This window comes from Mesorhizobium sp. ZC-5 (assembly GCF_025753855.1).
Taxonomy (GTDB): Bacteria; Pseudomonadota; Alphaproteobacteria; order Rhizobiales; family Rhizobiaceae; genus Neomesorhizobium.
In genome coordinates, this window is the sequence record NZ_JAOWPT010000022.1 from 11,682 (window position 1) to 38,597 (window position 26,916).

Annotated in this window: 25 protein-coding genes; 5 read left to right on the forward strand and 20 right to left on the reverse strand. The window is 59.2% G+C overall.

Translation table 11 applies throughout. The features are described from left to right. Positions 1–42 precede the first annotated feature (42 nt). The 3 genes from nifD to OHD58_RS29335 all read right to left on the reverse strand — a co-directional run bounded on the left by nifD (position 43) and on the right by OHD58_RS29335 (position 3,427). Entirely contained in the window at positions 43–1,545 is a 1,503-nt protein-coding gene (nifD, locus tag OHD58_RS29325; protein ID WP_263807145.1) for a nitrogenase molybdenum-iron protein alpha chain, read from the reverse strand. Positions 1,546–1,648: 103 nt separating this feature from the next. After that, the gene (nifH, locus tag OHD58_RS29330) at positions 1,649–2,542 is read right to left on the reverse strand and encodes a nitrogenase iron protein (RefSeq protein ID WP_006199559.1); all 894 of its coding nucleotides are present in this window, start codon (positions 2,540–2,542) and stop codon (positions 1,649–1,651) included. Positions 2,543–3,103: 561 nt separating this feature from the next. Further along, entirely contained in the window at positions 3,104–3,427 is a 324-nt protein-coding gene (locus OHD58_RS29335; RefSeq protein WP_263807146.1) for a helix-turn-helix domain-containing protein, read from the reverse strand. A gap of 127 nt (positions 3,428–3,554) precedes the next feature. On the opposite strand from OHD58_RS29335, the gene OHD58_RS29340 reads away from it, so the two are divergent. The 4 genes from OHD58_RS29340 to rpoN all read left to right on the forward strand — a co-directional run bounded on the left by OHD58_RS29340 (position 3,555) and on the right by rpoN (position 8,838). Next, positions 3,555–4,670 (forward strand): Fic family protein, encoded by a 1,116-nt coding sequence (locus tag OHD58_RS29340; RefSeq protein WP_263807147.1) that lies wholly within the window; start codon positions 3,555–3,557, stop codon positions 4,668–4,670. Positions 4,671–5,870: 1,200 nt separating this feature from the next. Next, complete coding sequence (locus tag OHD58_RS29345; RefSeq protein WP_263807148.1) at positions 5,871–6,167, forward strand: hypothetical protein; 297 nt, start codon at positions 5,871–5,873, stop codon at positions 6,165–6,167. Positions 6,168–6,748: 581 nt separating this feature from the next. Then, positions 6,749–7,282, forward strand: coding sequence for a peroxiredoxin (locus tag OHD58_RS29350; protein WP_263807149.1), 534 nt, complete (start codon positions 6,749–6,751; stop codon positions 7,280–7,282). Between the two features lie 71 nt (positions 7,283–7,353). Next, positions 7,354–8,838 carry an RNA polymerase factor sigma-54 gene (gene rpoN, locus OHD58_RS29355; RefSeq protein ID WP_263807150.1) on the forward strand — a complete coding sequence of 495 codons (1,485 nt, stop codon included), beginning with the start codon at positions 7,354–7,356 and terminating at the stop codon, positions 8,836–8,838. Here the strand turns inward: rpoN and OHD58_RS29360 are convergent. The 7 genes from OHD58_RS29360 to OHD58_RS29390 all read right to left on the reverse strand — a co-directional run bounded on the left by OHD58_RS29360 (position 8,835) and on the right by OHD58_RS29390 (position 16,175). Further along, positions 8,835–9,455: a nitrogen fixation protein NifQ gene (locus tag OHD58_RS29360; protein WP_263807161.1), complete on the reverse strand. Its 621-nt coding sequence runs from the start codon at positions 9,453–9,455 to the stop codon at positions 8,835–8,837. The two genes, rpoN and OHD58_RS29360, sit on opposite strands and share 4 nt — an antisense overlap. 635 nt (positions 9,456–10,090) lie before the next feature. Continuing rightward, positions 10,091–11,143: an LLM class flavin-dependent oxidoreductase gene (locus OHD58_RS29365; protein ID WP_263807162.1), complete on the reverse strand. Its 1,053-nt coding sequence runs from the start codon at positions 11,141–11,143 to the stop codon at positions 10,091–10,093. A 308-nt stretch (positions 11,144–11,451) separates the two neighbouring features. Continuing rightward, positions 11,452–13,053: an SDR family oxidoreductase gene (locus tag OHD58_RS29370; protein WP_263807151.1), complete on the reverse strand. Its 1,602-nt coding sequence runs from the start codon at positions 13,051–13,053 to the stop codon at positions 11,452–11,454. Positions 13,054–13,370: 317 nt separating this feature from the next. Further along, positions 13,371–14,006 carry a nuclear transport factor 2 family protein gene (locus tag OHD58_RS29375; RefSeq protein ID WP_263807152.1) on the reverse strand — a complete coding sequence of 212 codons (636 nt, stop codon included), beginning with the start codon at positions 14,004–14,006 and terminating at the stop codon, positions 13,371–13,373. Between the two features lie 180 nt (positions 14,007–14,186). Continuing rightward, entirely contained in the window at positions 14,187–14,432 is a 246-nt protein-coding gene (locus tag OHD58_RS29380) for a ferredoxin (RefSeq protein WP_263807153.1), read from the reverse strand. Positions 14,433–14,478: 46 nt separating this feature from the next. Next, complete coding sequence (locus OHD58_RS29385) at positions 14,479–15,696, reverse strand: cytochrome P450 (protein WP_263807154.1); 1,218 nt, start codon at positions 15,694–15,696, stop codon at positions 14,479–14,481. Positions 15,697–15,713: 17 nt separating this feature from the next. After that, positions 15,714–16,175 carry a hypothetical protein gene (locus OHD58_RS29390; RefSeq protein WP_263791837.1) on the reverse strand — a complete coding sequence of 154 codons (462 nt, stop codon included), beginning with the start codon at positions 16,173–16,175 and terminating at the stop codon, positions 15,714–15,716. A 680-nt stretch (positions 16,176–16,855) separates the two neighbouring features. Here OHD58_RS29390 and OHD58_RS29395 point away from each other — a divergent pair. Next, the gene (locus OHD58_RS29395) at positions 16,856–17,293 is read left to right on the forward strand and encodes a DMT family transporter (protein WP_263807155.1); all 438 of its coding nucleotides are present in this window, start codon (positions 16,856–16,858) and stop codon (positions 17,291–17,293) included. A gap of 92 nt (positions 17,294–17,385) precedes the next feature. Here the strand turns inward: OHD58_RS29395 and OHD58_RS29400 are convergent, their stop codons facing one another. The 10 genes from OHD58_RS29400 to OHD58_RS29445 all read right to left on the reverse strand — a co-directional run. Next, a complete protein-coding gene (locus tag OHD58_RS29400) occupies positions 17,386–18,294 on the reverse strand; it encodes a MurR/RpiR family transcriptional regulator (RefSeq protein ID WP_263807156.1) in 909 nt (302 codons plus the stop codon). Between the two features lie 267 nt (positions 18,295–18,561). Beyond that, positions 18,562–19,110 (reverse strand): tetratricopeptide repeat protein, encoded by a 549-nt coding sequence (locus tag OHD58_RS29405; RefSeq protein ID WP_263807157.1) that lies wholly within the window; start codon positions 19,108–19,110, stop codon positions 18,562–18,564. Positions 19,111–19,145: 35 nt separating this feature from the next. Next, positions 19,146–21,242 carry a type III secretion system export apparatus subunit SctV gene (sctV, locus tag OHD58_RS29410; protein WP_263807163.1) on the reverse strand — a complete coding sequence of 699 codons (2,097 nt, stop codon included), beginning with the start codon at positions 21,240–21,242 and terminating at the stop codon, positions 19,146–19,148. 11 nt (positions 21,243–21,253) lie between these two features. Beyond that, positions 21,254–21,664, reverse strand: coding sequence for a tetratricopeptide repeat protein (locus OHD58_RS29415; protein ID WP_263791831.1), 411 nt, complete (start codon positions 21,662–21,664; stop codon positions 21,254–21,256). Between the two features lie 2 nt (positions 21,665–21,666). Continuing rightward, positions 21,667–22,200, reverse strand: coding sequence for a hypothetical protein (locus tag OHD58_RS29420; RefSeq protein WP_263807158.1), 534 nt, complete (start codon positions 22,198–22,200; stop codon positions 21,667–21,669). Between the two features lie 50 nt (positions 22,201–22,250). Further along, positions 22,251–23,147, reverse strand: a complete 897-nt coding sequence (locus tag OHD58_RS29425) for an FHA domain-containing protein (protein ID WP_263807159.1) — start codon at positions 23,145–23,147, stop codon at positions 22,251–22,253. A 111-nt stretch (positions 23,148–23,258) separates the two neighbouring features. Next, positions 23,259–23,468 carry a hypothetical protein gene (locus OHD58_RS29430; protein WP_006199585.1) on the reverse strand — a complete coding sequence of 70 codons (210 nt, stop codon included), beginning with the start codon at positions 23,466–23,468 and terminating at the stop codon, positions 23,259–23,261. A 71-nt stretch (positions 23,469–23,539) separates the two neighbouring features. Then, on the reverse strand, positions 23,540–23,842 hold the full coding sequence (locus OHD58_RS29435) for a nodulation protein NopC (RefSeq protein WP_263791826.1): 303 nt from the start codon (positions 23,840–23,842) through the stop codon (positions 23,540–23,542). A gap of 1,367 nt (positions 23,843–25,209) precedes the next feature. Beyond that, positions 25,210–26,223 carry an Effector protein NopP gene (locus OHD58_RS29440; protein WP_263807160.1) on the reverse strand — a complete coding sequence of 338 codons (1,014 nt, stop codon included), beginning with the start codon at positions 26,221–26,223 and terminating at the stop codon, positions 25,210–25,212. A 483-nt stretch (positions 26,224–26,706) separates the two neighbouring features. After that, positions 26,707–26,916, reverse strand: a 210-nt coding sequence (locus OHD58_RS29445; protein WP_318528307.1) for a shikimate kinase, incomplete at its 5' end; no start/stop codon positions are given.

Sequence of the window (26,916 nt, forward strand, 5' to 3'; positions counted from 1 at the left end):
CCGCAGGCGTTCGCCGCCTCCCGGCCTCCGGGAGGCCAGGTTCTATTCGGCTGCGATTGCCGCCGACGGCTCGGGTTTGTTCTTCCAGGGGGCGTCGTAGAGGTCCCAGACCGGGTTGTTGATGGCCAGATCCATGTCGCGGGCGAAGATGGCGAAGCCGTCATAGCCGTGATACGGGCCGGAATAGTCCCAGGAATGCATTTGACGGAACGGTATGCCCATCTTCTGCACCGGGTATTTTTCCTTGATGCCGGAGCCAACGAGATCAGGGCGGATCCCCTCGATGAACTTCTCCAGCTCGTAACCGGTCACGTCGTCATAGATCAGCGTGCCCTTCTTCACGTAATGGCCGGTGCGCTGATAATCGTCGCTATGGCCAAATTCGTAGCCGGTGCCGACGATCACCATGCCCAGGTCCTCATAGGCCGTGACGACGTGACGGGGGCGCAGCCCGCCGACATAGAGCATCACCGTCCTGCCTTCCAGGCGCGGCCGGTACTTGGCGATGACCGCATCGACCAGGGGCCGGTATTTGGCGATGGCCGCCTCGGCCTTGTCTTCGATTTCCGGCCCGAAATGCTTGGCTATCTTGCGCAGAGAGGCTTCGGTCTGGGAGGGCCCGAAGAAATTGTACTCCATCCAGTCGATGCCATACTTTTCCTCCATGTGCCGGCAGATGTAGTTCATCGACCTGTAGCAATGGATGAGGTTGAGCTTGGCCTTCGGCGCGCGTTCTATCTCGGCGAGCGTGGCGTCGCCCGACCAGTTGCCGACCACGCGCAGGCCCATCTCCTCGAGTAGGATGCGCGAAGCCCAGGCGTCGCCGCCGATATTGTAGTCGCCGATCACATTGACGTCGAATGGGCCGGCCTCGAACTCGACGTCCTTCTTCTCGAAGACCCAATCGCGGATCGCATCGTTGGCGATGTGGTGGCCGAGTGATTGCGAAACGCCGCGGAAACCCTCGCAGCGCACCGGCACGATCGTCTTTTCGTGCTCTTTGGCCTTATTGCGGGACACCGCTTCGGTGTCGTCGCCGATCAGGCCAATCGGGCATTCGGATTGCACGCTCATGCCCTTGTTCAGCGGAAACAGTTCCTCAATCTCGTCGATGATCTGTTCCAGCTTCTTGTCTCCGCCGAAGACAATGTCCTTCTCCTGGAAGTCGGAGGTGAACTGCATTGTGCCGAACGTGTTGATGCCCGTCGTACCGACGTAGTAGTTGCGCCGCTGCGACCAGGAATATTGCCCGCAGCCGACCGGACCGTGCGAGATATGGACCATATCCTTGACTGGCCCCCAGACCACGCCCTTAGAGCCGGCATAGGCGCAGCCGCGAATGGTCATCACGCCAGGAATCGACTTGATGTTCGATTTGACGTCGCATTCGGAAACGACCTCGCCTTCCTCGCCAGCCTCGTCTCCGCTCCTTGCGACGCTGAGGTGCTTTTTGCGGCGCTTGGCCGCCTTGTCAGGATATTGCGACAGCACCTCCTCGATAAGCTTCGCATGCAGAGCACCGTCATTTTCGTATTCGAGGCTCATGGGACCCCTTTCAAGGTTCGCATGACGCCTCACGGACGAGGCGCCGTTGTTCGGAAGGCGCGCCAGCTCAAGGCCACGCCTCATGTTGGCTTGACAGCCGTCGTTACTGCGCGGCCGCCTTCGGCGTTTCCTTGGCCTGAAGCTCGGCAAGCATCTGCTCCTCGGTCTTCATGATGCCGAAGTCGAGCAGCATGTCCTCGAGCTCCTCCATGGTGATCGGGGTCGGGATGGTGCCCTGGCCCGAATTGACATGGATCTTCTCGGCCAGTGCGCGGTATTCCCCAGCCTGCTTGCAGTCCGGCGCATACTGGATCACCGACATCTTCCTGAGTTCGGCGTGCTGGACGATGTTGTCGCGGGGCACGAAGTGGATGAGCTTGGAATTGAGCCTGGAAGCCAGCGCCTCGGCGAGGTCGAGCTCGCGGTCGGTCTGGCGCTCGTTGCAGATCAGGCCACCAAGCCGCACGCCGCCCGAATGGGCGTATTTCAGGATGCCCTTGGCGATGTTGTTGGCGGCGTAGAGCGCCATCATCTCGCCCGACATGACGATGTAGATTTCCTGGGCCTTGTTCTCGCGGATCGGCATCGCGAAACCGCCGCACACCACATCCCCGAGCACGTCATAGGAGACATAGTCGACATCGTCATAGGCGCCGTTCTCCTCGAGGAAGTTGATCGAGGTGATGACGCCGCGCCCCGCGCAGCCGACACCCGGCTCGGGACCGCCGGACTCCACGCACTTGATGCCTTTATAGCCAATCTTGAGCACGTCCTGGAGTTCGAGGTCTTCCACCGAACCTTCCTGTGCCGCCAGGTGCAGGACCGTATCCTGGGCCTTCGCATTCAGGATCAGGCGGGTGGAGTCGGCTTTAGGGTCGCAGCCGACGATGAGAATCTTCTGCCCGAGGTCGACAAGTGCGGCGAGTGTATTTTGGGAGGTGGTGGATTTGCCGATGCCGCCCTTGCCGTAAAAGGCAATCTGACGCAGACGTGCCATGTAGCTTTCCTTCCTTCGTTCCTATCAATCGCGGCTGCCCGCAACATGAATGCCGGTCGGCAGCTTTCGCCGCCTCGCACCAAAGGGTTTCAAGACTCATGCCAATTTGGCTGACCGAGTCGAAGAATAGATTTCATGATTGCTTTTCAGCTGTTTAGCGTGAGGCGAAACAAGAGATGGGCTAAACAAGCCCCTGTGTAGCGGACCCGACAAAGGCGACAGGACGCGTCGGATGCCGTAACTTGCGACGCTGCTGACCTCGCCGGAGCCGGCCCTCTTCCCCGCGGAACCCCTGTTTTTTGTGCGAAGCGGGGATCCCGCAGCGAAATGGACTTTAAGTCATTGCGTTATCAAATTGAAATAATTACCATATTTTATCTGCGCATGCGGCTATGTATAGGGTTCTGTGTAAATTTCGTGTCGAAATTACCGCAGTTTCCATAGCCGAAGGGCCTGAGGACCTGACAAAATAGGGGGCAAAGGACCCCGGCAGGAACCAAAGGGTTCCGCTTTTGGGGCAGAGGCTCCGACCGTTGTCCGGCTAGTCGGCTAGATAACCACTCATCGCAAAGCATGCACGGAAACATGCCCCTCACGATCGTCGCGGCTAGGGCGGATGACGATTTCGACATCGCGGTTTTGCAGCGTAAGACAACCCATAAGCCGTTCGACGGAAAATCCATCGAGGCGATAATTTACCAGCGCCGACACTTTGGATTGTGGAATGCCGAGTAACGTCGCTATCGCGACCTGGCGCAGCTTACGCGCCTTGACGATCTCGTTAAGGGCGAGAGCAAGACGCGTCTTGGTCTGCCGGTCGACAGCATCGGGTAGCCCAAGATCAGCAAAGACGTTACCCGTCCCCTGTTCCATATCGATTGTCATATCCGTCCGACCTCATCATTTTGTTTCGTAGTCTTCCCGCGCCCGCTTCAATCGCTGAGGCATAGCAGAGATTGCTATAGCTCACTATTTGTGCAAGGATGAGCTATAGAAAGGTGCCCTATAACTCATGGCATGGAATTGGGAGCAGGCCGACTGGCCGCATTTTACCTACGATAAGAATATATTGGAACCGCTGGAAAGCGAGTTCCTGCTGCGATCAGGCGAGTTCCTGGGCGTCTTTCGGCACGTCGGTTCCGACGAGCGCGACCAGATCCGCATCGATCTCATCAGCGAAGAGGCATTGAAGACATCCGCGATTGAGGGGGAGTATCTCAACCGCGAGAGTCTGCAATCATCCTTGCGCCAGCAACTTGGATTGGGCAGCGAGACAAGGCGCATTCCCCCTGCCGAGCGCGGCATCGCGGAAATGATGGCTGATGTGTATTTGCATTTTGCCGATGTGCTCTCGCATCGCACCCTCTACGCTTGGCACAAGATGGTGATGTCGGGTGAGCGGCGTATCGAGACCATCGGCAACTATCGCCAGCATGCCGCCGCCATGCAGATCGTTTCCAATCGGCTGGATAAGCCCAAAGTGCATTTCGAAGCGCCGCCGTCGGCGCGGGTGAGAACTGAAATGGACGCCTTCGCCGCTTGGTTCAACGATACCTCACCCAAAGGCAAGACACCGCTCCCGGCATTGACGCGTGCCGGTATCGCGCACCTTTATTTCGAGAGCATCCACCCGTTCGAGGATGGCAACGGCCGCATAGGGCGTGCCCTTTGTGAAAAGGCGCTGGCGCAAAGCCTGGGTGAGCCAACTCTCATCGCTTTGGCGTACACGATCGAGCGCCACCGCAAGGCCTATTACGATAGCCTGGAGGCCAACAACAAGAGCAACGCGATTACCAATTGGCTGCTCTACTTCGCCAACACGATCCTTGAAGCCCAGCGCGTAACCCTCGCCCGTGTTGAATTCTCCGTCGCCAAGGCTAAGTTTTATGAACGTTACCGGGATCAGCTCAACGAGCGACAGGAAAAGGTCATTGCCCGGATGTTCCGCGAAGGCATCGACGGCTTCAAAGGAGGGCTCAGCGCCGAAAACTATGTCGCCATCACACAGGCATCGCGCGCGACGGCGACAAGAGATATGCAGGACCTCGTTGCCAAGGGTGCACTGACAAGAACCGGCGAACGGCGACACACCCGCTACGCGCTGAACATTCTTGATGGCCGCGCGTAAACCACAACAGAGCAAGAAGAAGCAGCCTGCTTGCCCGAGATTTGAGGGGTGGCGCCTGCAACCCGGCAGGGGCGGCCCTCGTCCCCTCGCCGACCTCGCGATTAAAGCATTCGGCCGACACCTTCGGTTTGCCAATTGATGCCCTGTGACGCTCTAGAAACGACTCCGACCGGTCCGGCGGCAGCCACGGCCTTGCCGGTGGCGCACGCCTGGAGGACATCAGACTGGGACAACGTCTGCGTAGAAACCCTTTTCAGGCACAAAGTCCATCAGGCCCTCATGCGACCGCGAAACATAGCTTCGCGCACCGGGACAGGGCTGACGCCGAGAATTGTCGAGATCTTGCGAGCGCTTATCGGGACGCTGTCCGATAGTACGTTCCGCGTTACATAGCTCTTCACAAAGCGATACGCACGCCTCTGCGCACGTGGCGTCACAGCCTCCTCCCGAGTGGGCGGCGGGCTGCGGTGAGGTCCTTGCGATTTTTGCTGGCGCGGACCGTCAGGACGGCGATCGTCTCCGCAGATCCGTGCATCGGCGCCGGGAATCGCACGAACTTCCGCGCATCAGTATGTCTGCCCAGCATGCTTGTCTTACCTCCACTCCGTCTATCCGGACGGACACATTTGTCATGGCTGCCGCACGAAGCGCTTCATCATCAACCGCCCTTGGGGCCAATCGGAGATCTACAATTGCCGCCCGGCGTGACAGAAGCATCGAAGCAAGACGCGTGCCGAATTAATGTACCATCTGCGTTGAACCACTCTTCGTTCCGGCGGCCCGCCCCCTCACCCTTTGGTCGGGCTTCCGACATTTTGTCCACCTTCGGACACAAGAGGTTTCATCGGACTGTTCGATAGGGTTTTCATCTTTCCCGAGCATCGAACGTTTCGCGATGGCAGCTGCCGCCGCAAGGTTGCGACAAAGCGGCGCTGGGAAAGACATCGATGGTCCAATGCAGAGGCTGTGGGTGCTGCAATCGCCGCGGCGGACTTGGGCTTCAACGTGATGTCGGCCGCCAGCCCGATGAGATCGCCATAATAGCCGGCAGGCTTTCCTTCGTGGCGGCTCCTCGTCCGCTGATCGTGGCCGCCGGCGCGGCGGCGCCGAGAACATGCCAGCCTATTTTCGAGCCGGTGCGCACGTGCGACCAAATACGGGCATCCGCGAACATTCAGCTGCGATTTGGAAATTGGCAGCATGTCGTCTCTTCACGACACGGTCGGCGGATATCCCTTCGATCTCAAAGGGAACACCTTAGAATCCGGTGATGCAGTCGCAGGTCAGCACCTTTGCTCGGTGCGCGTGAGGCAAGCGACTATGGCGCGGGGTCTTGGCGAAGGCATGGTCCTTTCTCTAAGGCAAAAAGATCGCTTTAACCCGCTGCTTTCAAGTCAGATGGCATGGCGTTTGCAGCACACACTAGAACCGACAAAGGCACAGAGAAAGCTAAGAGCAACCCATGGCCAACAGGCGACGTTCCAGACAAGCGCCTGAGGGGACCGGGCCCATTCCGGTTAAACATCGGCACGTCATCCTCTCCAGACATCCGTGCTCGGTAGCTGTTCCCCGCACATCTGGCCCGACGCCAACATCCAAACGCAGGGCGCTCGCCCAATTGCTGCTTGTCGGTCCTTATCAGCAGATAAATGCCGAAGAACTGCATCAAAGGGTCATGCATGCCTATGCCCGCGTGCCACTGGCCAACACGCCGGAACAGTTCCGTGAAGCGAGGCTCTTGCGCGACGTCACAGTTGAGGCGTCACACGCCTATTTCGACAACGACACTTCCGATCACCCCTGTTTCTTCCTCGCGCACAAGCAGGGGTCATCGATATCGCCTCCAGCGCCGTCGCCTTTGAAGGCCTGCTCGAGCCGTCTGAAGGCACCCAGATCACCCATATTGACCTGGCCGTTTTGGTCACAAAGACAACGAGCCAAGGCCTTCCCAGGCAACCGGATGGACAGAGAATTGGGAGCCGCAAAGGTCCGCATCTCATGTCCGCCATGCCGGCCGATGTTGCGTCGGCCCAAACCAGGAAACCATGCACCAGTTTTCTTCCAAAGGAGCAATAGTGATGACCGTTACAAAGAAGGTTCCCTTCGTCACCTTTCGCACGCGTGTTCGTGATGAGAACGTTGAGGGGCCAAATCCATACCGCTGGGAAGACAAGACATCCGACGACTATTTCGGGGGCAAGCGGGTCGTCCTGTTCTCGCTGCCTGGCGCCTTCACCCCGACCTGCTCGACCTACCAAGTGCCCAATTTCGAAAAGCTCTATGACGAGTTTGCGAAGGAGGGCATTGACGCGATCTACTGCGTCTCCGTCAACGATGCCTTCGTCATGAATGCGTGGGGGAAGAGCTTGGGCCTGCAGAAGGTCGAGCTCATTCCGGACGGCTCAGGCGAGTTCACGCGCAAGATGGGCATGCTGGTCGCCAAGGACAATCTCGGCTTCGGCATGCGCTCCTGGCGCTACGCCGCCCTGATCAACGATGGCGCGGTGGAGCAGTGGTTCGAGGAAGAAGGTTTCTCCGACAACTGCGAGGCCGATCCTTATGGTGTCTCATCCCCGCAAAACGTCCTTGAAACACTGAAGGCCGCCGCATGACGGGGGCAACGTCTCGCCGATCCCATTACGCACGGCCAAGAGCCTCCCCACACCGGATATGAGGGCTAACCATGCAATCCTCAGCAAGCCTGCTTCAACGCCAGAAGCAATCTATGGTAGCATCGCCTCAGCTGATTGCGTCGATCCGCTTGCTGCAACTGGCGCGTGCCGAACTGCATCAGTTCGTGGAGCAGGAACTCGAGAAGAACCCGCTTTTGGAGCCTGCTTCAAACGACGGCGAGCCTTTTGGCGATGTTTTGCCGATGTCGGGGGAGGATCAGATCGGCGCACGCGAAAACGACATTGATAGACCGACGAGCGCCGGGGCCTCCGAACGGCTCGGGGATTGGAAATCGCTGCGCAACACGACGAACAACCCGCCGGGTAATCGCCCTACCTTGGACGAGTTTACCACCTCCACCGAAACATTGCACGACCATGTCGCTGGCCAGATCGCGCTCACGCCATTCACACCGCAGGAGCGGCTGATTGCTGGCCAGCTTGCCGCTCATCTGGAAGACACCGGCTATCTTCAGGCACACCTTTCGGAGCTGGCCGAGCGCCTAAAGGCCCGGGAGGCCGATCTGGAGCGGGTTCTCGCAACCTTGCAGCAATTTGATCCACCGGGGATTTTTGCTCGAACTCTCAGCGAATGCCTCGAGATACAGTTACGCCAGCGAGACCGGTTCGACCCGGCGATGGCAGCCTTGGTTGCCAATCTCGAGCTGCTTGCACGACGCGATTTTCAGGCATTGAAGCAGCTTTGCGGCGTCGATCAAGAAGACCTTCTCGACATGTTGCATGAAATCCGTGCGCTCGATCCCAAGCCTGGAAACCGATTCCAATCCGGAGCGCCGGAATCCATCATACCCGACGTCTGGGTCACACCCTCGCCGGGAGGAGGATGGCAGATCGAACTTGATCCCGACACGTTGCCCAAGCTGCTGATCAACCAAACCTACTTGGCCGAAGTCTCGCGTCAAACCGACCAAAATCCGAAAGATCAAGCATTTCTCAACGAATGCCTGCAAAACGCGAACTGGCTGATCCGCAGCCTCGATCAGCGCGCCAAGACAATTCTTAAGGTTACGGCTGAAATCGTCCGACAGCAGGGTGCCTTCTTGGAACATGGCGTCGCCCATCTGCGGCCTCTCAATCTCAGGACTGTCGCCGAAGCGATCAACGTGCACGAGTCGACCGTGAGCCGGGTGACCTCAAACAAGTACATGCTAACCCCACGCGGAGTGTTCGAACTGAAGTATTTCTTCACTGTCGCACTTGTCTCCTGTCAAGGCGGCGAGGCGCACTCCGCGGAAGCTGTCCGCCACCGGATCAAAGCGATAATTGCCGCAGAATCCCCGGGTGACGTGCTCTCCGACGATGACATCGCTGTCCGGCTGAAGAAAACCGGCATCGATGTCGCGCGCCGTACCGTCACAAAATATCGCGAGGCGATGAACATCCCCTCCTCCGTACAACGGCGCCGGGAAAAGCGCTTATGGCTCAGCGGCAATCAGGGCACGGCGCCTGGTACCGCTGACCAAAGCGGCGCTTAATCCAAAGCGATCCCGTTCTTGATCCGTGCGAGGCGACTTTCGCCTTCTTCCGGGCCGAAGCAGCTTTCGAAATCGTTGCATTCCCGGCAACTCGGTGTGGTGCATAGGGAAAAACCTTCAGCCTCGCAGAGCTTGCGGTAAAAGTACTTCTTCCATCTCATGTTTTTGGTATTGCCAGCCGCCAGCGTCGGGAAATGCGTGGCAAGCAAGCGGCTGACCTCGGCCCGATTGAAAAGGCCAAGGTCCTGCCACAGATGGTCATTGCGCATGGCACGCCGGGCGATGATCTTGGCGAACCGGACGCTCGCGAGGTCGCCCGGCCGGGCATGCGCCAAAAGCAGGCCGCACAGGAGTTCTTCCTCCAGATCCGGCTCGGCCTCGTCCACCTCTTCCAAAGCGAATGCTCCGATAGGGATAGCAGGGAAGCCGCCGGACAGGACATCGCGCAGCTCGGCGCGCGAAAGGCCGGTTGCTTCCGTTGCCGTCGCCTCGCCGGCCTCGAGTTCCTCGAGCGCACATGAAAGCACACAGGCAAGCACATGCTGGTCAAATCCGCTTTCCAGCTCGATCCGCAGCCGTTGGCGGTCGATGAACCAGCCATAGTGACGGGCGAACATAGGTGCCATTCTCCTCTGGTTTGTCCCATCAAGCCATGCCGCGACCGGGTCCGCCGCAACAGGGCGTCTGTCAGTTCTTCGGGCAGACGAGGGCGCAGACTGGGCAGCCAATGCAGCCGCGCAGCGGTCGAGAACCATGATCATGCGATTGAGCTCGCCGGCGACATCGCCCTCGCCGTCGCGGGCGCCGAGAATTTCACCCGCGTCATCGAAGCTGTAACGATGCAAGACCGCGCGCGAGCAGACGTTGAAACAGCGGCCGCAGCCCATCCAGGTCATGCCGTCGGTCGCGGTCAGATATCGCGGCATTCGTCTGGAGCCGTCGCGGGTGACGAAAGCGCTATGCATCGGGAATTCTCCGACGCACCGAACTCTCTCGCCCTTGCTGAGTACCCGTCGTGCGAACGCTTTGCTGAAGCCGGCATCCTCGCCGTGCGAGCGGCATGCCAAACGCCGCCTGCGGCTAGGGGCCAGGGAACAGTCGACGGAGGCTGGGCACCGCATTCGTTTGAATTCCCTTTCTGACTTCGACCCCGAGTCTATCGCGAGCAGCGACCCCCAGACGCTCCGTGCCCTGGTGTTGACCGCGCTTTGAAACGATCAAGCAGCAGAGGTGAGAGTTCAAGCCGTTGCGGTCAACCGCCGGCATGCGCGAGCGACTTGTTGATCGCTGGAATGATCTTGTCGCCCCAAAGCTCGATCTGCCGCAGCATCGTCTTCTGGTCGAAATCCCCCAATTGGGTCTGAATAGCGATCTGGTCCGGTTTCAAGATATCGATTTCTTCCAGCAGGCGATCAATCACGCGATTCACGCTGCCGATCGGCAGGTTCTGGCGCAGAGTTTCGAATGAGAGATCCTGCTGCGTGGGCGTTTCCTGCAGGAGATAACCGTCCAGGCTCTGCTGGCGGCGCTGATGCAGTGCTTCGGACAGCCGGCGCTGGAAGCGGGCATTGTCGAGATAGCTGTTGATCTCGGCCTCGTCGTCGCTGGCATAGCAGCAACGCAGCAGAGATAACTTGGCGTCCGTGACATTCTTGCCTTCGCAAGCCGCCGTCTTCTCGATTGTTTCGCGCAGCGCGCTCAAGGTCTCCAAGCCGTTGTGGAATGCTGTGACAAAGAAATTGTGTCCTTCGCGATAGGCCCGGCCTATGCGTGCTGGCCCGCTGGCGATCCAGATCGGCGGGGTCGGCTTCTGGACGGTGCGCACCGAAATCGCCGTCGGGGGTATGTTCTGATACTGGCCGTTGTGCTCGAAGATGTCTTGGTTGAGGCCCTTCAGAAGGATGTCCAAGTGTTCCGAAAAGAGGGCCGGCGCCTCCTCAATATTCACGCCGAAGCGCTCGAACTCGAATTGCTGGTATCCCGAGCCGACGCCGAGCTCGAGACGGCCGTTCGCGACGATGTCGGCGAAGCCGATCTCGGAAAGCAGGCGTTGCGGTTGATAGAGCGGTAGCACGCACACAGCAGTGCCCAGGCGAATGGTGCTCGTCACGCCGGCGCAGTGCGCCACCATCATCAAGGGCGAGGGAATCAGGCTGTAGTTGTTGAAGTGGTGCTCCGCGAACCACGCGGTACCGAAGCCTGCCTGCTCGGAAACGACGGTCTGTTCGATGGAGTTGCGGATGACGCTGTCGCACGATTGATGATAGCCGCGCTGGGCGGCCAGGATGAAGGTCGCGAATTCCATGGTGTGTCCTTGTCTTACAAAGGGAGTTTGCCGATCGGAGGATGCGCTGGGCATGCGCATCAGGCGTTGGCCGCGATGTCGATCCAGCCCTTCGCGTCGGCGTGGTCCTGCGGCAAACCGCGCGCCATTCGGCGGTTGCAGGCGCGCGCGGAGCGGTTGAGCTGCTTCGACCGGTGGGGACCTTTTCGTCATCGCCGAAGATGACATCTTCGATCGCAGGCAGTGCGGCGGCACGCTGCCGGGGCCTTTAGCCTGGACGTCCTTCGCTTCGATGAGCCGCAGCCCATGGCTTGGCGAAAAGTCGACAATCAACGCGCGGCCTCCGCTAAATACTCGCTATCGAGTTCGCTGGCGTTTCCCGCATCGCCGAACGAGGTCCAGCCGCCGTCGACGTAGAGGATGGAGCCGTTGACGTATGAGGCGTCAGACGAGGCCAGGAAGAACGCCGCCTCAGCGACGTCTTCCGGCTGTCCCATCCTCCCCATCGGGATGCGTCGTCTGATCGCTCTCGCGTCGATGCGGCCGACCTTCGCCAACTGAGCAACCCCGGCCGTGCGGATGTAGCCAGGAGCGACGGTTGCAGTCCGAATGCCGACCGGCCCGAGTTCGGCCGCCATGCATCGGGTCAGAATGTCCAACCCCGCCTTGGAGGCGCCGTAGGCATGGCGCGACGCCACTGGCAGAAAGCTGTTGATCGATCCAAGGTTGAGGATCACGCCGCCAGGGCACATCGCCTTGATTGCCTCGCGCATACAGGTGAAGGCGCCGATTAGATTGACGTCAAGGACGTGTTCGATCTGTTGCGGTATCTGTTGGGTTCCCGACAACGAGGTGTCGGTGACCGCAGCACCGTTGACGAGGACATCGATGCGCTCGAAGCGTCCTCGCACCTCCTCGAACAGCGCCACCACCTCGCTCTCGACGGTCACGTCCACGGATTTGGCCGGGTTCTCGCCGTCGAGCGCTGCAGCGAGCTCTGCCGCTGCAGCGCCATCTTTATCAGCAATCACGACGGTATCGCCGTTCGCGGCAAAGCGGCGAACGACCGCCGCCCCTATGCCGTTTGCGCCACCCGTGACGAGCACGATCCGCGCGTCGGTGCGTTCGGCCGGACGGCAGAGTTCGGCCAGGGGCGTCCCATCCACCGGCGGGTGCGCATCCCCCGGCTGGTTGAATTGCACCCAGCCGCCGTCGACCGCCAGCACGGATCCGGTGATGTAGCGCGCCTGCGGGCTGGTCAGAAAACGCACCGCGAGGGCAATCTCGTCCGGGCGCGCCAAGCGCCCCATCGGCACCCGGCGCCGCACTGCCGCCAGGTCCATCTTGCCCACGCGTTCCAGTTTTGCCAACATCGGCGTGCGCACGTAGCCCGGCGCTACCGCCGTCACGCGAATGTCGCGAGAAGCCCACTCGCATGCAAGCGACTTGGTCAACGAGATCAGCCCCGCTTTCGAGGCTGCGTAAGCGTTGCGCTTGGGATTGGCGACCAAGCCCGACATCGAAGCGACGTTGACGATGGCGCCGCCCGGACTCATGCGCCTCGCCGCTTCGCGGGCCATGACGAACGGTCCAATCAAGTTTACTGCCAGGCCGAGCCGGAAGGCGTCAACACCAGTGTCGACCGTCGCAGCCATGGTGGGTCCCGTCGCTGCGTTGTTGATAAGGACGCCGATCCGCGCGAACTGTGCTTCGATCCGGCCGTAAAGCGCGAGGATATCCTCCTCTCGCGAGACATCGCATTCGATGCCGAAATGCGGGTGGCCGAGACGACGGGCCAGTTCAACGACGCCGCTGCCAGGAAGGTCCACCGCAACAACAGTGTCTCCATCCCTGGCATGAATATCGACCAGAGCACGGCCGATCCCGCCCGCGGCGCCCGTAATGACGACAATGCGTCCTGCCTGCTTCATGAGAATTTCTCCGCGACGAACCCCAGCGATCTCAGCCCATCAACGTTGGGCGGCAAATGATGCGTCGCGGGTAAGCAGCACGTCCTGATGACGGCCAGTTGCAGGCCCGGATAGACGACGTGCGTTCCGGCAGCGGCCCACTCCCGATTTGGCAGCCGAACCTGGTGAGGGACGAGGATAGGGCTGGCCTCGATGGGCGACGCTGCCGAGGTCCCGCACATCGATAACACAAGCGTCGGGGCCGGGCTCATGGTGTGGACAGAACGCTGTCACGATCACGCCGTCGCGGGCAGAAAGGCATGCTGTCGGACGTATCGTCATCGGCCAGGCTTGCACAGGGATCGGTGTGGCCTTGCAAAATTGTCGTAGTCTGTTGTTCCCCCCGGCGGTGCGGCGTTCGAACCTTTGAAGGCATCATGGCGAGAAGGAATGCGACGCTTCCCGAGCTTGTAGACCGGATCATCCGGATGTGGTGCTCCAATCGGCTGTCGAGGGCCGAACCGTTCTGCCTCAAGGACCGCTGGTGGGATCTGCTCCTCGAGCCAATCGTAGACCACTGTCCGTTCGGCAATGCGCCACTCTCCTTCCCTCTTCTGAAACAGATCGCAGTAACGGCCGCATAGGAGCGTCTGGCGCACTTCTCCGCTTTCGTCCGGTGCGCGTTGCAGCCCGGTAAAATAGCTCTCGACGGCCGCCTCTGCCGAGCCAATAAATTCGATCAGGATGTTCGTGATCTGATGGATGTTGCGCGGTCCGGTCTTGAAGACACCGAGCGCAAACTGGATGAAGCCCTCTGCCGAGCCGCAATAGGCCCCGTGATTGTCATGTGCATCGGGCCAGTACGCGCTGCGCAGCGCCGCCTCATCCGCGCGGTCTATCCCGCGGCAATACCGATAGAGGCAGTCGCGGATCGCCTCACGGTGGAGTAGTTCGGTAATTTTCGTCTGGCCCATCGGCTCTGTCACTCATTCTGTGATTGGAAAACGTGTTTCGCGAACCTCGCCCGGCCGTTTGCGCATCGTGGGGCTCACCTCTCGATGCCGGAGCTGCCGCCTGCACAGTTGGATGAGGACAGTGATGGGACAGAGGCCGCGTGCCACCCTTTCTTCCGTGTGCGGTCACATGGTCCCCCTTCAAGCGCGCCAGGCTCTCGGTTGAATGACGTCCGATTCAACCCGAGCAGCCAGGGCGCGGCCGAGTTCCAGCGCACGTTCGGGGCAGGATCGCGCGCCTCGCGATGCAAGCAGTTCCTGGCCTTCCGCAACTTCAATGTCACCGGACAGGATGTAACCATCTTCATCAAGCTTGAAGATATCCGGCGCTTGCGCCGCGCATCGCGCGTGACCCTGGCATTTGGAATTTTGGACGATGATACGCATGCCGCTGCCTCCATTGTCTGTGCCCCCGGCTCGGGGCGGGGCTTGGTCAGGACCAGTCCAGGATCAGATTTTCGATCCCGAACACATGGCCGCCGCAGGTGATGGGTGCCGTGCCCTTCTTGATCCGGAAGGCCGGTATGCGCGCCAGCCACTCCTCCAGGCCGATGATAATCTCCCGCCGGGCCAGGTGTGAGCCAAGGCAACGGTGGGGACCATAGCCAAAGGCGGCGTGGCGGTTGTCCTCTCGCGCCAGATCGATCGTGTTTGGGCAACCAAATTCCGCCGGGTCACGATTGGCAATCATCGTGGCGCAGGAAACATAGTCCCCCTTACGGATCGGCGCGCCTTCGAAGTCGATATCTTTTGTTGCAACGCGGATCAACTGAATGGGCGGATAGGCGCGCAGCAACTCTTCGGCTGCGAGCGCGATCCGGTCCGGTTCGCTGCGCAGCAGTTCCTGATCCTTGAGGTTGCGTGCGAGATAAGCCAGGTCAAAGCCTATCGCTGCTGCGACCGTGTCAAGTCCCGCGACGAACACAAGCACGCCGATGCCACGGATCTCCTCGTCGGTCAGCCGGCGGCCCTCGACCTGTGCCTGCACGATGAAGGTCATGAGATCGTCTACCGGCTCCTTGCGGCGATTGGTTGCAAGTTCATCGATGAACGTCACAATCGTCCGGGCAGCCACAGGTCGTTTCACACCGTCGCCGTGGAGCAGGTCTTTCGCCCATCCAACAAATGTGTCGAGCCGGTGATCCGGCAACCCCAAAAAGCGAAGGAAGATGCTGACCGTGAAAGGAAAGGCAAACTCCTTCATGACATCGCAACTTGTGCCCGATGCGGCGATACTATCGATCAGCGTGACCGCTCGCTCGCGGACAGCCGGCTCCAACACCCTCACCCGCTTTGGCGAAAGCAGCGGACTGAGCAGTGAGCGAAAGACGCCATGGGCCGGCGGATCCAGTTCAAGCGGGATCGTCGGCCAGGTTTCGCCTAGCACGGAGGAGAAGATGCTGCGATGGCTGGAAAAGGTTTCAGTGTCCTGCAGCACCTTGCGCTGGTCTGCGGCGCGGGTGATGACCCAGGTCCCCCGGCCATCTTGCGTGTTGTAGGGGGAATAAAAGATCGGCGGCCCGTCATGGGCGCAAGCGACAGCTGCATGCGGATCCCCGTTGGGCGTCGGTGACATGCCTGGTGACGTAAACAGGCTGAAGTCCCTCACCATTTCGGGCGGGACATGATCTGGAACCAGGTTTGTCGTCATTCGGTTTCTCCTGAACGTCAGGTGTACCTGCGCTCGATTGAGACTGCACGGCCGGTCATGAAGTCGATTGCCGACGGGTGGTAAAATTCCCGCTCAGGCGCGATGAGGTTCTGTTGCGAGGTGCAGCCGATCTGCGCACCGGCGCGGATGAGACCGGTCGCGAATTCAAGCGGCAAGGGCAACCACGTCGTCTTCAGGTCCTTGAGGGACCGCGCCGTCTTATACGCACTGATTTTGAGAGGCTGTTGTATCACCGCTGAACTCCGTGAGGCCTTCTGACGTGCCGTGTGACAAAACCATCGAGGCAAGTTGCGTGCCGGATTGGCGCACTGACGGCGCTGCACGACTTCTGCGTACGAGCGGCCCGGCCCCGTGCCACCCTTTGGGGTCTGGCTTTCGACATTCTCGTCCAGTTTCAGACACGGCATGGGTTGCGGGTAGACGCCGCACGGAGGAGCAATGAAAGGAACCTCAACCATGCAAACCCCGCGAACCGACTAGAGGAGCGGTGGGTGTGTAGCTGAAATATCATGCCTGCTGCGAGACTTCCTTGTTCGAGATATGGAAGGCTCTCCTATTCGGTTGACGAATGGAGGGGCTAGGCTGTGCCAAACGATCAAATTCCTAAACGGGATCGCCGAAAAACGGCGTCTCCACTTTCAAGTGCGCAGCAGCCTATGGGCCATGTTAGGTGACGCGGTTAGACACCACCAAAACGCTGATGGCCGCTCCCCTCTACCGCCACTCTAGCACAGCGTTTCTATCCCCCATGGCGGGACAGCGCCCCGCGAGTGATTGGGTAGCAACCGCCACCGAGCCTCGTGAGTGAGTCGATCTATCCTGTCTGCACGGTCATGCGTGCCCCGATCCCGTCCGGACGCTTGAAAATACGCGGCTCAGTCGCCGTCCGGATTGAGCGGTGCGAAGTCCAGACGACAACCCAAAGGCCGGGTGCCTCCATGGCTCAATGCGCTCCCCCTCGATGGGGGAGCAGTGTTTTCCAGTCCCGGCACAGGCAACAACGGCGCGACACCGTGGCGGTCAACGGAAGGCCACGCTCGGGTTCAGGTAACGTTGCGGACAGCGAAACGGCCGACGGCCTCGCCGAGGCGTTGCGTTTTAGGTCAGTGCTGTCATATGAGTCTCTGGATGGCCACGCTTGTGCCCGGAGACGCCATGGGGGTCGGGCGGGATCTTGGCGCACCGAAAGCGATGTCTTTTCAGTGGCCTGTCCCGGCTTTGGTACTTTTTACTACCAAGCCGCTTGATGCTCGCTGTTTCCTATGCCTGGAGCGGCGCGCCAATGCCGTCAGCGAACACCTTTGCAACTTTGCTAGCGCTCGGGATTCTCCCCTCGATCTGCGGATTCTACTGCACAATTCGCGCTGTTCAGCATATCGAGGCTTACAAGACGCAAGTCATCGAATCGAGCGAGCTGTTCTTTTCCGCCCTCTTCGCAGCCGTTTTCTTCGGCGAATGGCTCACAGGTACAGGAATGCTTGCGGCATTGGCCATCATTGTCGGTGCGTTGATCACATCCATGCCTGAGCGCCGTGTCATCTCCAGGCAAGTTCGCCCAATTGCCGAAAGGGAGTAGGGAACCGTCCTTGTGGCAGGCTCCACGCAAAGCGAATAATGATCTACGCCATCGAATTGCGAACCTCCTTGATAGGGCCTCCGGAAACGCGCTCATCCTGATTCCAACCGTTTGGCTGGCGATTCCCCCGCCCCTGCCCGCTGTCGGGTCGGTTTCCAAAATACATCTAGCTCCGCAAGCTGGCGCTCAGTGTCTTTCACGACCTCATCGACATTCATCCCGGATTTGACAGCGATCAACGCTGCCAGGATCTCGCTTGCGGCCACAGCCGGTGCGATACTTTTGAAGAAGGATTGAGAGCTGCTGGTTACAATAACGCTTTCCTTGGCCGTACTGGCGAGCGGGGATACCCTGCTGTCGGTGATGGCAACGACAGCTATGCCTTGGCGCGCTGCATGCCTCACCGTTTCGATGGTTGCACGACAGTAGGGCTCAATCCCTACCGCCAGCACTGCGTCGCCTTTGCCAGCCCCTCGCAAGGCATCGATACCGAGACCCCCGGCCGCATCGAGAACGACCGCCTGCCGGCCAAGCCGCGACAGCGTGTAGGCAAAATGCTGCGCCACCGGATACTCTCCGCGAAGCCCAAGGCTGAACAGGTTTCGGCTCGCCGCAAGGACACTCGCAGCAGCCATCAGCTGCATCGCGTTCTCGACTTCCCCGAGCCTTGCGATTTGCGCTGTCAGCGTGGCCGCGACGACTCCAACCATCGAGCAACCGCCATCACCATCTTCCCGACGCCCCGGCAGCGCCGGCTCCGCAGACGTGCGGATCGCCTTTGCATAAAGGCTGCGCATGTCCTCGTAGCCGTCCAGGCCGACCCATCGCGCCAGCCTCATCATGGTCGTGTGGGACACACCCGCCAAATGCGCCTGCTCGCGCATCGACATCAACGCAACGTCCTGCGGATGATCCAACACAAATCGGGCAGCCAGCTGGAGCTGCCGCGGCATCCTTTCGAACCGGTCGACCAAAACGCCGGCCAAAGGGCCCTTTTCCATACCGCTCCACCGCGTTCGCCCGGCCGAAAGATCCTTCGATGTCGTGGAAGGAACACTCGATGTTAGTCTCAAATGAACTTTCATCCTGAACGCACCACCCTGATGCCGAGCTACCCAACCCATTTGGGAGAGCAATTTGCATTCCTTTCGACGAAGCTTGTTCGCACTGAGTTCGGTGTCGTGAGGCACTGCGGGGCGACAGGGGCTGATGACAAGCTGCTGCGAAGTTGTTAGTCGTGTGCGGTACGGTTCCGAGCCAATGCCAAGCTATAGCGTTCGGGCTGACGCACTCGGTTCGGCCGTCCCGTCAAGCGCGAGCGACAGGTTGAGATTGTTACGCAACATCTGATTTCCTGGTTCTGTTTTGAGGGCTTGCCGGTATAGTGCTTGTGCCGCGTCGTGCCGGCCCTCAAGATCGAAGACAACTCCCTTCGCGTTCAATGCGCGCAAATTATTTGGTGCCGCAAGCAGGACGTTGTCGAGTATCTGAAGCGCCTCACTCTCGCGTTTCTGCGCCACCAGGGCCTTCGTAAGACGGATCGCCGCATCGACATTGCCCGGTTGCTGCTTCAGCTCATCCTGCAAAGCTCGCTCGTCAGTATCTGGACCAACAGCGCGCGCAATGCGTTCGCGCATAGCCGGATCGATATCCTTGGCACCGAGCAAATCCGGCGGCGCCGCCTCCTTCACTGACAGACCTGACTTATTCCAGCTTGAGCAAGCGCTGAGAGGCACTATGGTGAGTATAGCGAAGACAATCGAGGCCAGACGAAATGACCGCAGCCGTATTGCGTGTAAATTTTGGTATGACTTCATGCTATTCTCACCTGTGATCGCGTCCTTTGTTCTTGTCAGCTGGCCGAAGCGCGCGGGTTACGACGTTCGTCTGACATTACTTTATTCGGTTCAGCCATGAGCTTGACGGATCCAATGGGCTGAATCGTAAAGTCGGAGGCGAGGTCCTGATAAGACAACACAGCGAGATCGATGCCGTTGCGGGTGAGAAAACCACGGACGAAGCGTCGGACATCCATTGAAGCCAATATGACGGCGCTGGTCTGCCCTGGCGCTATGCTCGACTGGATCTGACGCATTTGCGACACCAGCATCTCGCTTTGCCAATCCTCGAGTACCAGGTACGGCCCGACGGCCGAATCGCGTATCGCACCGCGCACCACATCCTCAGTTTCACGTTCGATGATGAAGGCAGGCACAATACGCTGGGCATTCGCATAGCGGTGGCAGATCTGCCGTTTCAGACCGGAGCGAACATATTCCGTGAGAAGCGCAACGTTTTGCTCACGTTCGCTCCATTCGGACAAAGCCTCCAGGACCAGCCGTGTGTTACGGATCGGGATGCCCTCATCCAGCAGGCGGCGCAGCACATCGGCAATCCGGGGGATCGGCGTCGTGCGTAGCACCTCCTTCACCAGCTCGGAATATTCCTTCTCCATTCGACCAAGCAATTCGCGCGTCTCCTGGATACCCACCAAGCGTTGTGCATAGCGCATTAGCGTCGCATGGACGCGCAAGGCGAGGAGTTCACTAGGACGGTGATGCCCGATACCGGCGGCATTGAGAGCCGGTGCATGGCTTTGTTCGATCCAAATCCTGTCCGTCTCTGGGTCATGCCGAAACGGGATGTCACTCAATTCAATGTTCGCCAGATCGTCGGTAAGCGCGAGCTGCGTCGGATCAATCAAACCCTGTTCAACCGGCACGCCCTCAACATCTATCCGGAATTCCGACTCGGGCAACTGCTGGTCGGCCGTGAAACGGATGGGGGGGACGATTATGCCGAGATCAGCAGAGACCAGTCCCGAAACGCGTGCGATGTGCTGTTGCAATTCGTCCTTGTCGAGAGCCTGTGTCAGGCTAGGCGCAAGGAATAACGCGATCGGACGTGCCTCCGCAGGTGCGGCTTCGGTGTCAGGCTGCGCTGGACCTGTCGTTGTGGAAATGACCTTGTCGGCGCCTTGGAGATCACCGCTGACAAAGCTTGCCGCCGCGAAGACCGCGGCCAGGACGAGAAAGACGAGCAGCGGAAAGCCAGGAACAAAACCCATCACAACCAGGACGCAGGCCGCCAGCCGCAACGCTCGCTTACTGGCGGTCAGCTGGTTGACTATGTCGGCACCAAGATTGAGTCCCGCCCCCCCACTGACACGAGTGACCATGGTCGCCGCTGTAATTGAGAGCAGCAGCGCCGGAATCTGCGAGATCAACGCATCACCGATCGTCAGTAGAGTATATTGATGCAGTACATCGCTAAAGGACATGCCCTTCGAGAGAAGGCCGATGGAGATACCACCCAGCATGTTGATGCAGATGACCACCAGCCCGGCGATGGCATCGCCCTTCACGAATTTCATGGCCCCGTCCATGGCGCCATAAAGTTGGCTTTCTCTCTCCAATGCGGCGCGCCGCCGGCGAGATTCGTTCTGATCGATATGGCCGTTCCGTAGCTCCGCATCGATCGCCATTTGCTTGCCCGGCAGAGCGTCGAGCGTGAAGCGCGCCGCCACTTCTGCCACGCGTTCGGCGCCCTTGGCGAGGACCATGAACTGCACCATGGTCACGACCAGGAATATGACAACGCCTACGGCGATATTGCCAGATATGACGAAATCGCCGAACGTGTAGATGATGCTGCCGGCCTCCCCCTCAGCCAGAATTAATCGCGTCGTTGCGATGGTGAGCGCCAGACGGAATACCGTGGAAATCAAAATGACGCCCGGCAAGGAGGAAAAATCAATTGGCGTGGCCACGTACAGCGCAACCATCAGCAGCAGTATGGCGAATCCCAGATTGAATCCGATCAGCGTGTCGATCGCTACAATCGGGATCGGAATGATCATCATTCCGATCGCCAGAAGCAGTATCAACGCGACCATCAAGTCCGGGTTGGCCGGCGCTCGCGAGATGAAGTTACGCAGGACGTTGGTTATGGGGACCATTCTTATGACTGTTCGACAAGAACTGTGCTGCCACGCAGTGAGACGTAGCTTTGGAAAACCGCGCGCGCCTCTTCCATCCGGCCGGCCCGCCGCAGGGCATGGCTACGCATGAGAGTCAAAGGGAGGCGCGAAGACGGCTGCTCATCAAGTATGTCCAGTCTATCCAGGATCGTTAGTGCTTCATCGCCAAGACCCTCCGAGATGAGGGCGTACGCGAGAATGCGCAGCAGATCGACCTCTTGAGAATTGGCGTGAGCGGCAAGCCGCAACAGAGCCAAGCTATGTGCGCTCTGCCCACATGCAAGGTGAACATAGGAAAGTGCACAGAGCAAATCGCGCGCCTGCTCGGAGATCAAGACATCACCGGTTTTGGAAACGTCTATTGGCGGGAGTGTGCTTCGTTCGACTGACATCGCTAGCCCTCGATCAAGCTGTTCCGGTTCTGCCGGAGCAGGATCAGCCGCTGCAACTCGTCTTTCAGGACGGCAACGCCGTCACGCGACACCAAATCCTCAGGAGCGGCCGCCAGCGTGTCAACCAAGCCTTGCAGAAGAACACAATGCTTCTCCGCGCGCAGCACGTCCGGATAACGCAGCCGTGGCGTGACGAAGGAGAGTTGCTCTTGTGCGAGATTGTGGCCATCAAGGGGGACCAATTCCGCGCGTGGGTTGACCACGTTGATCCGGGCGCGCAATTCGTTAGGACTGACGCGCGTGATTGCGTCGACACCACCAACCTCCGGCACACCGTTGATCGCCAGCGGAAGATCCCGCGTGTGCGTTTCCCGCCCAATCGACGCGTGCTTCTTGTCGCCATTTGAATGAGCACCATTGATCTGCTTGTCAATCGCTTGACGGATGGCAGGCTCTATTGTTGATTCACGGTCATCGATGTTGAACCTTTGTGGAGAGGTGCCGGGCCCGACAGGGTGGCTAGGCAGCTTGACCATGACATCTTCCTTAATAGGCCTGCGAAAATAAGGTCTCCGAATTGGAGACTTTAATAGGGGAGAGCAGCAAACTGGCCATTTCGGCTCAGCAGCACACGACTCTCCTCGATTCGATCGATAATCCATCCATCATCTAGGAGGGCACCGACGAAATACTTTTGGCCACCGATCAGGACGTACGGCAGGACTCCACGCCAAACAGCTTCAACGGCGATTGAAGATGGCGCCTTCTCCTCTTTGATAGCCACTCCGCTCACCAGTGTCAGCTCACCATTCGTACGATGATCGAACCACTGCTGGACCTTCTGCCATCTGGCGACCAAGGCAGGAATAACTGTTCCGTTGGCGGTCACAACACCGTTTGCGGAGGCGATTTTTATATTGAGCAGGCCCGCTCTTTCAACTTCCTGCTGCAGCGCCTGTGCCGCCGCCTGGGCGGCTTGACCATCAGGGTGGTTGATGGTTGGCTCGGGTGCAGGCTCGGCGTCGGGTGAATTGGTGCTCAATGCATCGGCGCTGCCGTAGTTGAAGAAAATGGTTGAGAGAATGCCGACCCCGAGCAAGCCGACTATCAGTATGGCGAGCAGCGGAATTGAAAGGCGCGGTATGCCAATCGAACCGGGTTGTGCTGCATCCGGTGCCGACCAGAGAATGGACATCGTGCCCGCATGAATGACCACAGGAAGAGGAACGACAACGCGCTCGCCTGCGGCAATATCGTCGCGCCCCTCGATGCTGATTCCGGCCGCAACGGCCTCGACCTCAGCCTCGATAGAATTGCGAAGAAAACTGATGCGAAAATGATGCGGCTCGAGTCGTTGCTCGACGAAGACCATATCGGCATCGAGGCCACTGCCGATCAGGTTCGCTCCAGAAGCGGAATTTCCGGTCAGTCCGGAATAAAGTCCGGATAGCACTTCGAAATGAAGGGAAGCGGCATCATTCACCGATAATCTCCTGAACAGGAGAGAGCCGCACGGCAGCTGCCATGCGGCTCATTTGACTTCATACAGCGCACCGCCGCCAGGACGGCATATGCGGGGCGCCCACTTCCAACATCACTGAACCCGCTCGTCGGCCACCTTCTTGATTGACCCGAGTTCGGTCGTGACAGTGCGCATCGTCACGCTCCTCTGCGTCGCCTCCAAGCTGACAGCCGTCAGCTGCGCGATTTGCGCCTGGAAAGCGAGTTCACCAGCGCCCTTTGCAGCTATATCCGTTCCAACTGCAGCGGCCGCGCCGGCTACGGCACCAACTTTACCAACCATGTTGCTTCACCTTTCTGTTTCAGATTGCCGCCATTGACGGCTTGCGTCTCCTGACGTCGGACCATCCGGCGTCAGGCACCTTCTTCTGTTTCCTCCAGAGCATCGTCGAGATCACCCATGGAGTCGTTCACAATTTGAATTGCCACCGACCTGAGAGCCGCATCGAAGGCTTCCTTTTGAGCTGCACCTTGCCAGTCATTCCCGGAAACGGCCGCACCATCTTCATGGCCGCTTGCGCCATGACCGCGCGTGTCACCCGGTTTACTCTGGCTAGAATGCTCGGCGGGCGCGTCCTGCCGTGGTCCATGAGCACCTCCGTGACCCGTTCGGGCCAAGGAAACACCAATGCCACCAACCCCTCCAATTCCAATCATCGGGCGCTCCTCTGATCTTCGTTTGCATGGCCATCAACAGACGGCGAAGCCATGTGACGTTTTGATGATACGAGCGCCAGCTTTCGAGAAGCTGACGAGTTTCAGAAAAGTCGGCGCTGCGACAAAATGGTGGTTGTGCGCAAGCTGGGGCCTCCACACATGAGGCTTCTTCAATGACCCCTCTAACGGGCCTCATTTGACCTACAAGGAGCGAAAATCACCTATCTTCGACGAAACAATCAACGCGATAACGCGTACCAAATTCGAAGACCTCGTGGCGGGGAAAAATATTCCCGCGCATCACCAGTTTCGCGGACAAGCGACACGTCGATGCCCAAGCCGCGTTCAGACATGCTGTCTTGAGATCGCGAAGGCCGAGGCCAGGGACCAGCGCACGCAAAGCAGCACACACGGTCAAGCTGGCCTCCCTTATGCGGGTGGCGACTGGCAATGCGCGAGGTCGCCGATCGTCAGCAGTGCTGACGGGTGTCTCACTATGAGCTTCTCCGTTACTGTGGGGTGCCAGATTGACAGCCATGCGCTGTGGCGAGCATGCCGGAACACTCTCATCCTTCGCCTCGTCGACGGAGTCGATGGAAAACCAGCAAACCGATCCAGTTGTCTTCCTCCAGGTTTCGAACCTTCGAATATCTTCGGTGCCAAGAGCATAGGAGCTGCAGAGTAACCTGCAATCGGTATGATTGCGCCCAATGGAGTGGGGGACATCACGAGCAGGGAGAACCCCTTCGGCGACCATAGCTCGCTGACACGTACGACCTTATGATCGGCGGAATGAACGCATATCGCTCGCGCCAAACCGCACGGCAGCGGCTTTGGCGGTTTTTGTTCGGAGTGTCACACCGGCGTTGCACTTGGACATTATTCGGAAGACGCGCTGTTGGTGAACGCAGGTTGACGCGCGTCCTCCCAAGACTTGCCCCTCCGGTCCCTGTCGGAGGGGTTTGTCCTGTTTCGCTTTGAGAGTTGCAATATCTCGATTGCATCCGTGGCGTGCCGCCGAGGCACCCAGTTCCCGCCATACGCAACCTCTTCATTCCACCTCGCGCAAGACGCTCAGCGACTCAGGATCCATCTTCATCGTCTGAACGCAATGGCGGAGTGGAAGGCCGCGAGTGCGGTCAGCTGACAGAGCACACCGCTTCAGCGCGTTTATACGCAGACAACGTGAGAGCGCCCGGCTATCCTCAGCGCTCTCGCGCAGCCGCCACCAACACGGTGTCCGCACTGCCGCAGATCCATATCAGCTAAAAATCTGCCAAAGCAGTGCTAGCGCCCGGAACGCTCGTACCCCGAACTTTCACGTCTCGTCTATTTGACGTAATTCCTATAAGATCCCATTCGGCGGTCTACATAAAGTCATCGTCGCAGGAATCCGCCGCCGTGGTTACGACACTCTCGGTATCGCTGCCTTCACTATCGTCCGCCTTGGAGAGGTACATGGCAGGTTTGCCCGCACGCTGCCATTCACCGTCACTGTTCTTCGTCCACTTATCGGGATGCTGGGTGGGGTCTAGTACCATGTTAAAGTCATCCACCGCGACAAAACCCATCGCCATTGCGCGCTCTTTCGCTTGTGGGTTTGCGGGGCAAGAATTGAGCAATGGTCTGTCGCCGTCGAGTCGAAGTTGATGCTCCAGCAGAATGTCTCCTGCGTTCTCGACAAGCGGGTGCGTAACCCGCAAATCTACGATGGATGTCACCTCAGTTCGCCCAGGAAAAAGTTCTCGCCACTTTTCCCCCTCGAACAGATTACCCATGCTATCTCCGCCTTCGGTTCTAAGAAGCCCGACACTTTGGCTGCCCAATTGATAGCTGAAATACCGTGCCTGCTCTGTATCAAACCTGGTGGTGCCGTATTGGTCAGCAATTTCCACCGTTCGCCTGGCTTTGGAGGAAAGGGAAGTCGAGTACTCTTGTGGCTTCGACGCGATATGCACCATTTCATCGCCATAAAAGGCCTTCGCTTTTTTCTCGAATGAAGAGCGAGATATCTCCACCACAGGAGGTCGGGGAACGAGGGCATACGATGGCGTTGCCGCTGATGAAGAAGACAGGGGCGCCGCTGAAGAAGAACTAGCGCGGGACTCCCGTGCTTCTAAGTGCATAACTGCAAGTATTTCGGCAAAGCCGTGGCCGCCGCTACCGGCTTGCGCAGAGCTGGTCGCCGACCATCTCGCGTTGTCAACGTCGCCTGCACGCGCGGATTGGGTATTGGATGAACAACTGATCCGGCTATGCATGCTTCGCGTTCCTATCGGCAGAGTTTTCCACTGAGTGGGGGGTGACTCCAGCGGAATGATAGTCAGCCTTGCTGACCGCAAGCTGACCACAAGCTGACGATACGCGTTGAGCGTCTGCATCACGCTTCTGCGCGATGGTCAGGTTATGGCGATCCCGCCAACGCACTCCGCTCACGTGACAGGGGTTGCAGATTGCTTTCGCGGGTGTAGGCCTTCGTCGAGCGCGAGCGACAGGTTGAGATTTTTGCGCAACATGTGATTGTCTGGGCCTATTCAAACAGGCGGTGTCACAGGCTGAAGCCAGGCCGGACGCGCAGTGGTCAGGGTCCGCAGCGCCCCGGCCTGGCGTTCTGATGGGCCCCGACATGACCACGATCAGAAGCAAGCTCTCCGCGGTAACAACCGGCCGATTACCCTGCCATTCCTAGTCCAGGAGCCAGTAATCCGCGTTAATATGGGCGTCGGTGAGCCAATGGGGCCGAGCGCGAGCCCGCTGCGACCGTGGAGCGACGCGATCGGGACCCAAAGCCCCGACCTGAGCGTCAGACGGTGTGCGCGGGAACCCGGGAGCATGATTGGCAGCTTCATGCCGCTCCCTTGATGTTAGCGGGTGCCTGCGCGGTTGTCGCCCGCCTCGGGGCACAGGTGGGCGTGCAGGGCGCTCACGCATGGATCGACGTTCTTTCTATCTTGCTGGTGGGGTGGGACGACGGTGATATCGGCTTGTGCATAAAACGGCCTGCGCTCGCTCAACAGTCTGGCGATCTTCTGCTCCGGGTTGGGGCCTTGCAGCAGCGGGCGGCTGGTATCGTT

Coding starts and splice junctions, on each gene's coding strand:
- OHD58_RS29390 (WP_263791837.1), bottom strand. CDS start 16,175: ATGGTTGAGGTTCCTTTCATTGCTCCTCCGTGCGGCGTCTACCCGCAA.
- OHD58_RS29415 (WP_263791831.1), bottom strand. CDS start 21,664: ATGTCAGTCGAACGAAGCACACTCCCGCCAATAGACGTTTCCAAAACC.
- OHD58_RS29360 (WP_263807161.1), bottom strand. CDS start 9,455: ATGTTCGCCCGTCACTATGGCTGGTTCATCGACCGCCAACGGCTGCGG.
- OHD58_RS29440 (WP_263807160.1), bottom strand. CDS start 26,223: ATGCAGACGCTCAACGCGTATCGTCAGCTTGTGGTCAGCTTGCGGTCA.
- OHD58_RS29370 (WP_263807151.1), bottom strand. CDS start 13,053: ATGAAGCAGGCAGGACGCATTGTCGTCATTACGGGCGCCGCGGGCGGG.
- rpoN (WP_263807150.1), top strand. CDS start 7,354: ATGCAATCCTCAGCAAGCCTGCTTCAACGCCAGAAGCAATCTATGGTA.
- OHD58_RS29405 (WP_263807157.1), bottom strand. CDS start 19,110: ATGAAGTCATACCAAAATTTACACGCAATACGGCTGCGGTCATTTCGT.
- OHD58_RS29430 (WP_006199585.1), bottom strand. CDS start 23,468: ATGGTTGGTAAAGTTGGTGCCGTAGCCGGCGCGGCCGCTGCAGTTGGA.
- OHD58_RS29435 (WP_263791826.1), bottom strand. CDS start 23,842: ATGATTGGAATTGGAGGGGTTGGTGGCATTGGTGTTTCCTTGGCCCGA.
- OHD58_RS29385 (WP_263807154.1), bottom strand. CDS start 15,696: ATGACGACAAACCTGGTTCCAGATCATGTCCCGCCCGAAATGGTGAGG.
- nifD (WP_263807145.1), bottom strand. CDS start 1,545: ATGAGCCTCGAATACGAAAATGACGGTGCTCTGCATGCGAAGCTTATC.
- OHD58_RS29345 (WP_263807148.1), top strand. CDS start 5,871: ATGTCGTCTCTTCACGACACGGTCGGCGGATATCCCTTCGATCTCAAA.
- OHD58_RS29350 (WP_263807149.1), top strand. CDS start 6,749: ATGACCGTTACAAAGAAGGTTCCCTTCGTCACCTTTCGCACGCGTGTT.
- OHD58_RS29380 (WP_263807153.1), bottom strand. CDS start 14,432: ATGCGTATCATCGTCCAAAATTCCAAATGCCAGGGTCACGCGCGATGC.
- OHD58_RS29340 (WP_263807147.1), top strand. CDS start 3,555: ATGGCATGGAATTGGGAGCAGGCCGACTGGCCGCATTTTACCTACGAT.
- OHD58_RS29335 (WP_263807146.1), bottom strand. CDS start 3,427: ATGACAATCGATATGGAACAGGGGACGGGTAACGTCTTTGCTGATCTT.
- OHD58_RS29365 (WP_263807162.1), bottom strand. CDS start 11,143: ATGGAATTCGCGACCTTCATCCTGGCCGCCCAGCGCGGCTATCATCAA.
- OHD58_RS29375 (WP_263807152.1), bottom strand. CDS start 14,006: ATGGGCCAGACGAAAATTACCGAACTACTCCACCGTGAGGCGATCCGC.
- OHD58_RS29400 (WP_263807156.1), bottom strand. CDS start 18,294: ATGGAAAAGGGCCCTTTGGCCGGCGTTTTGGTCGACCGGTTCGAAAGG.
- nifH (WP_006199559.1), bottom strand. CDS start 2,542: ATGGCACGTCTGCGTCAGATTGCCTTTTACGGCAAGGGCGGCATCGGC.
- OHD58_RS29420 (WP_263807158.1), bottom strand. CDS start 22,200: ATGGTCAAGCTGCCTAGCCACCCTGTCGGGCCCGGCACCTCTCCACAA.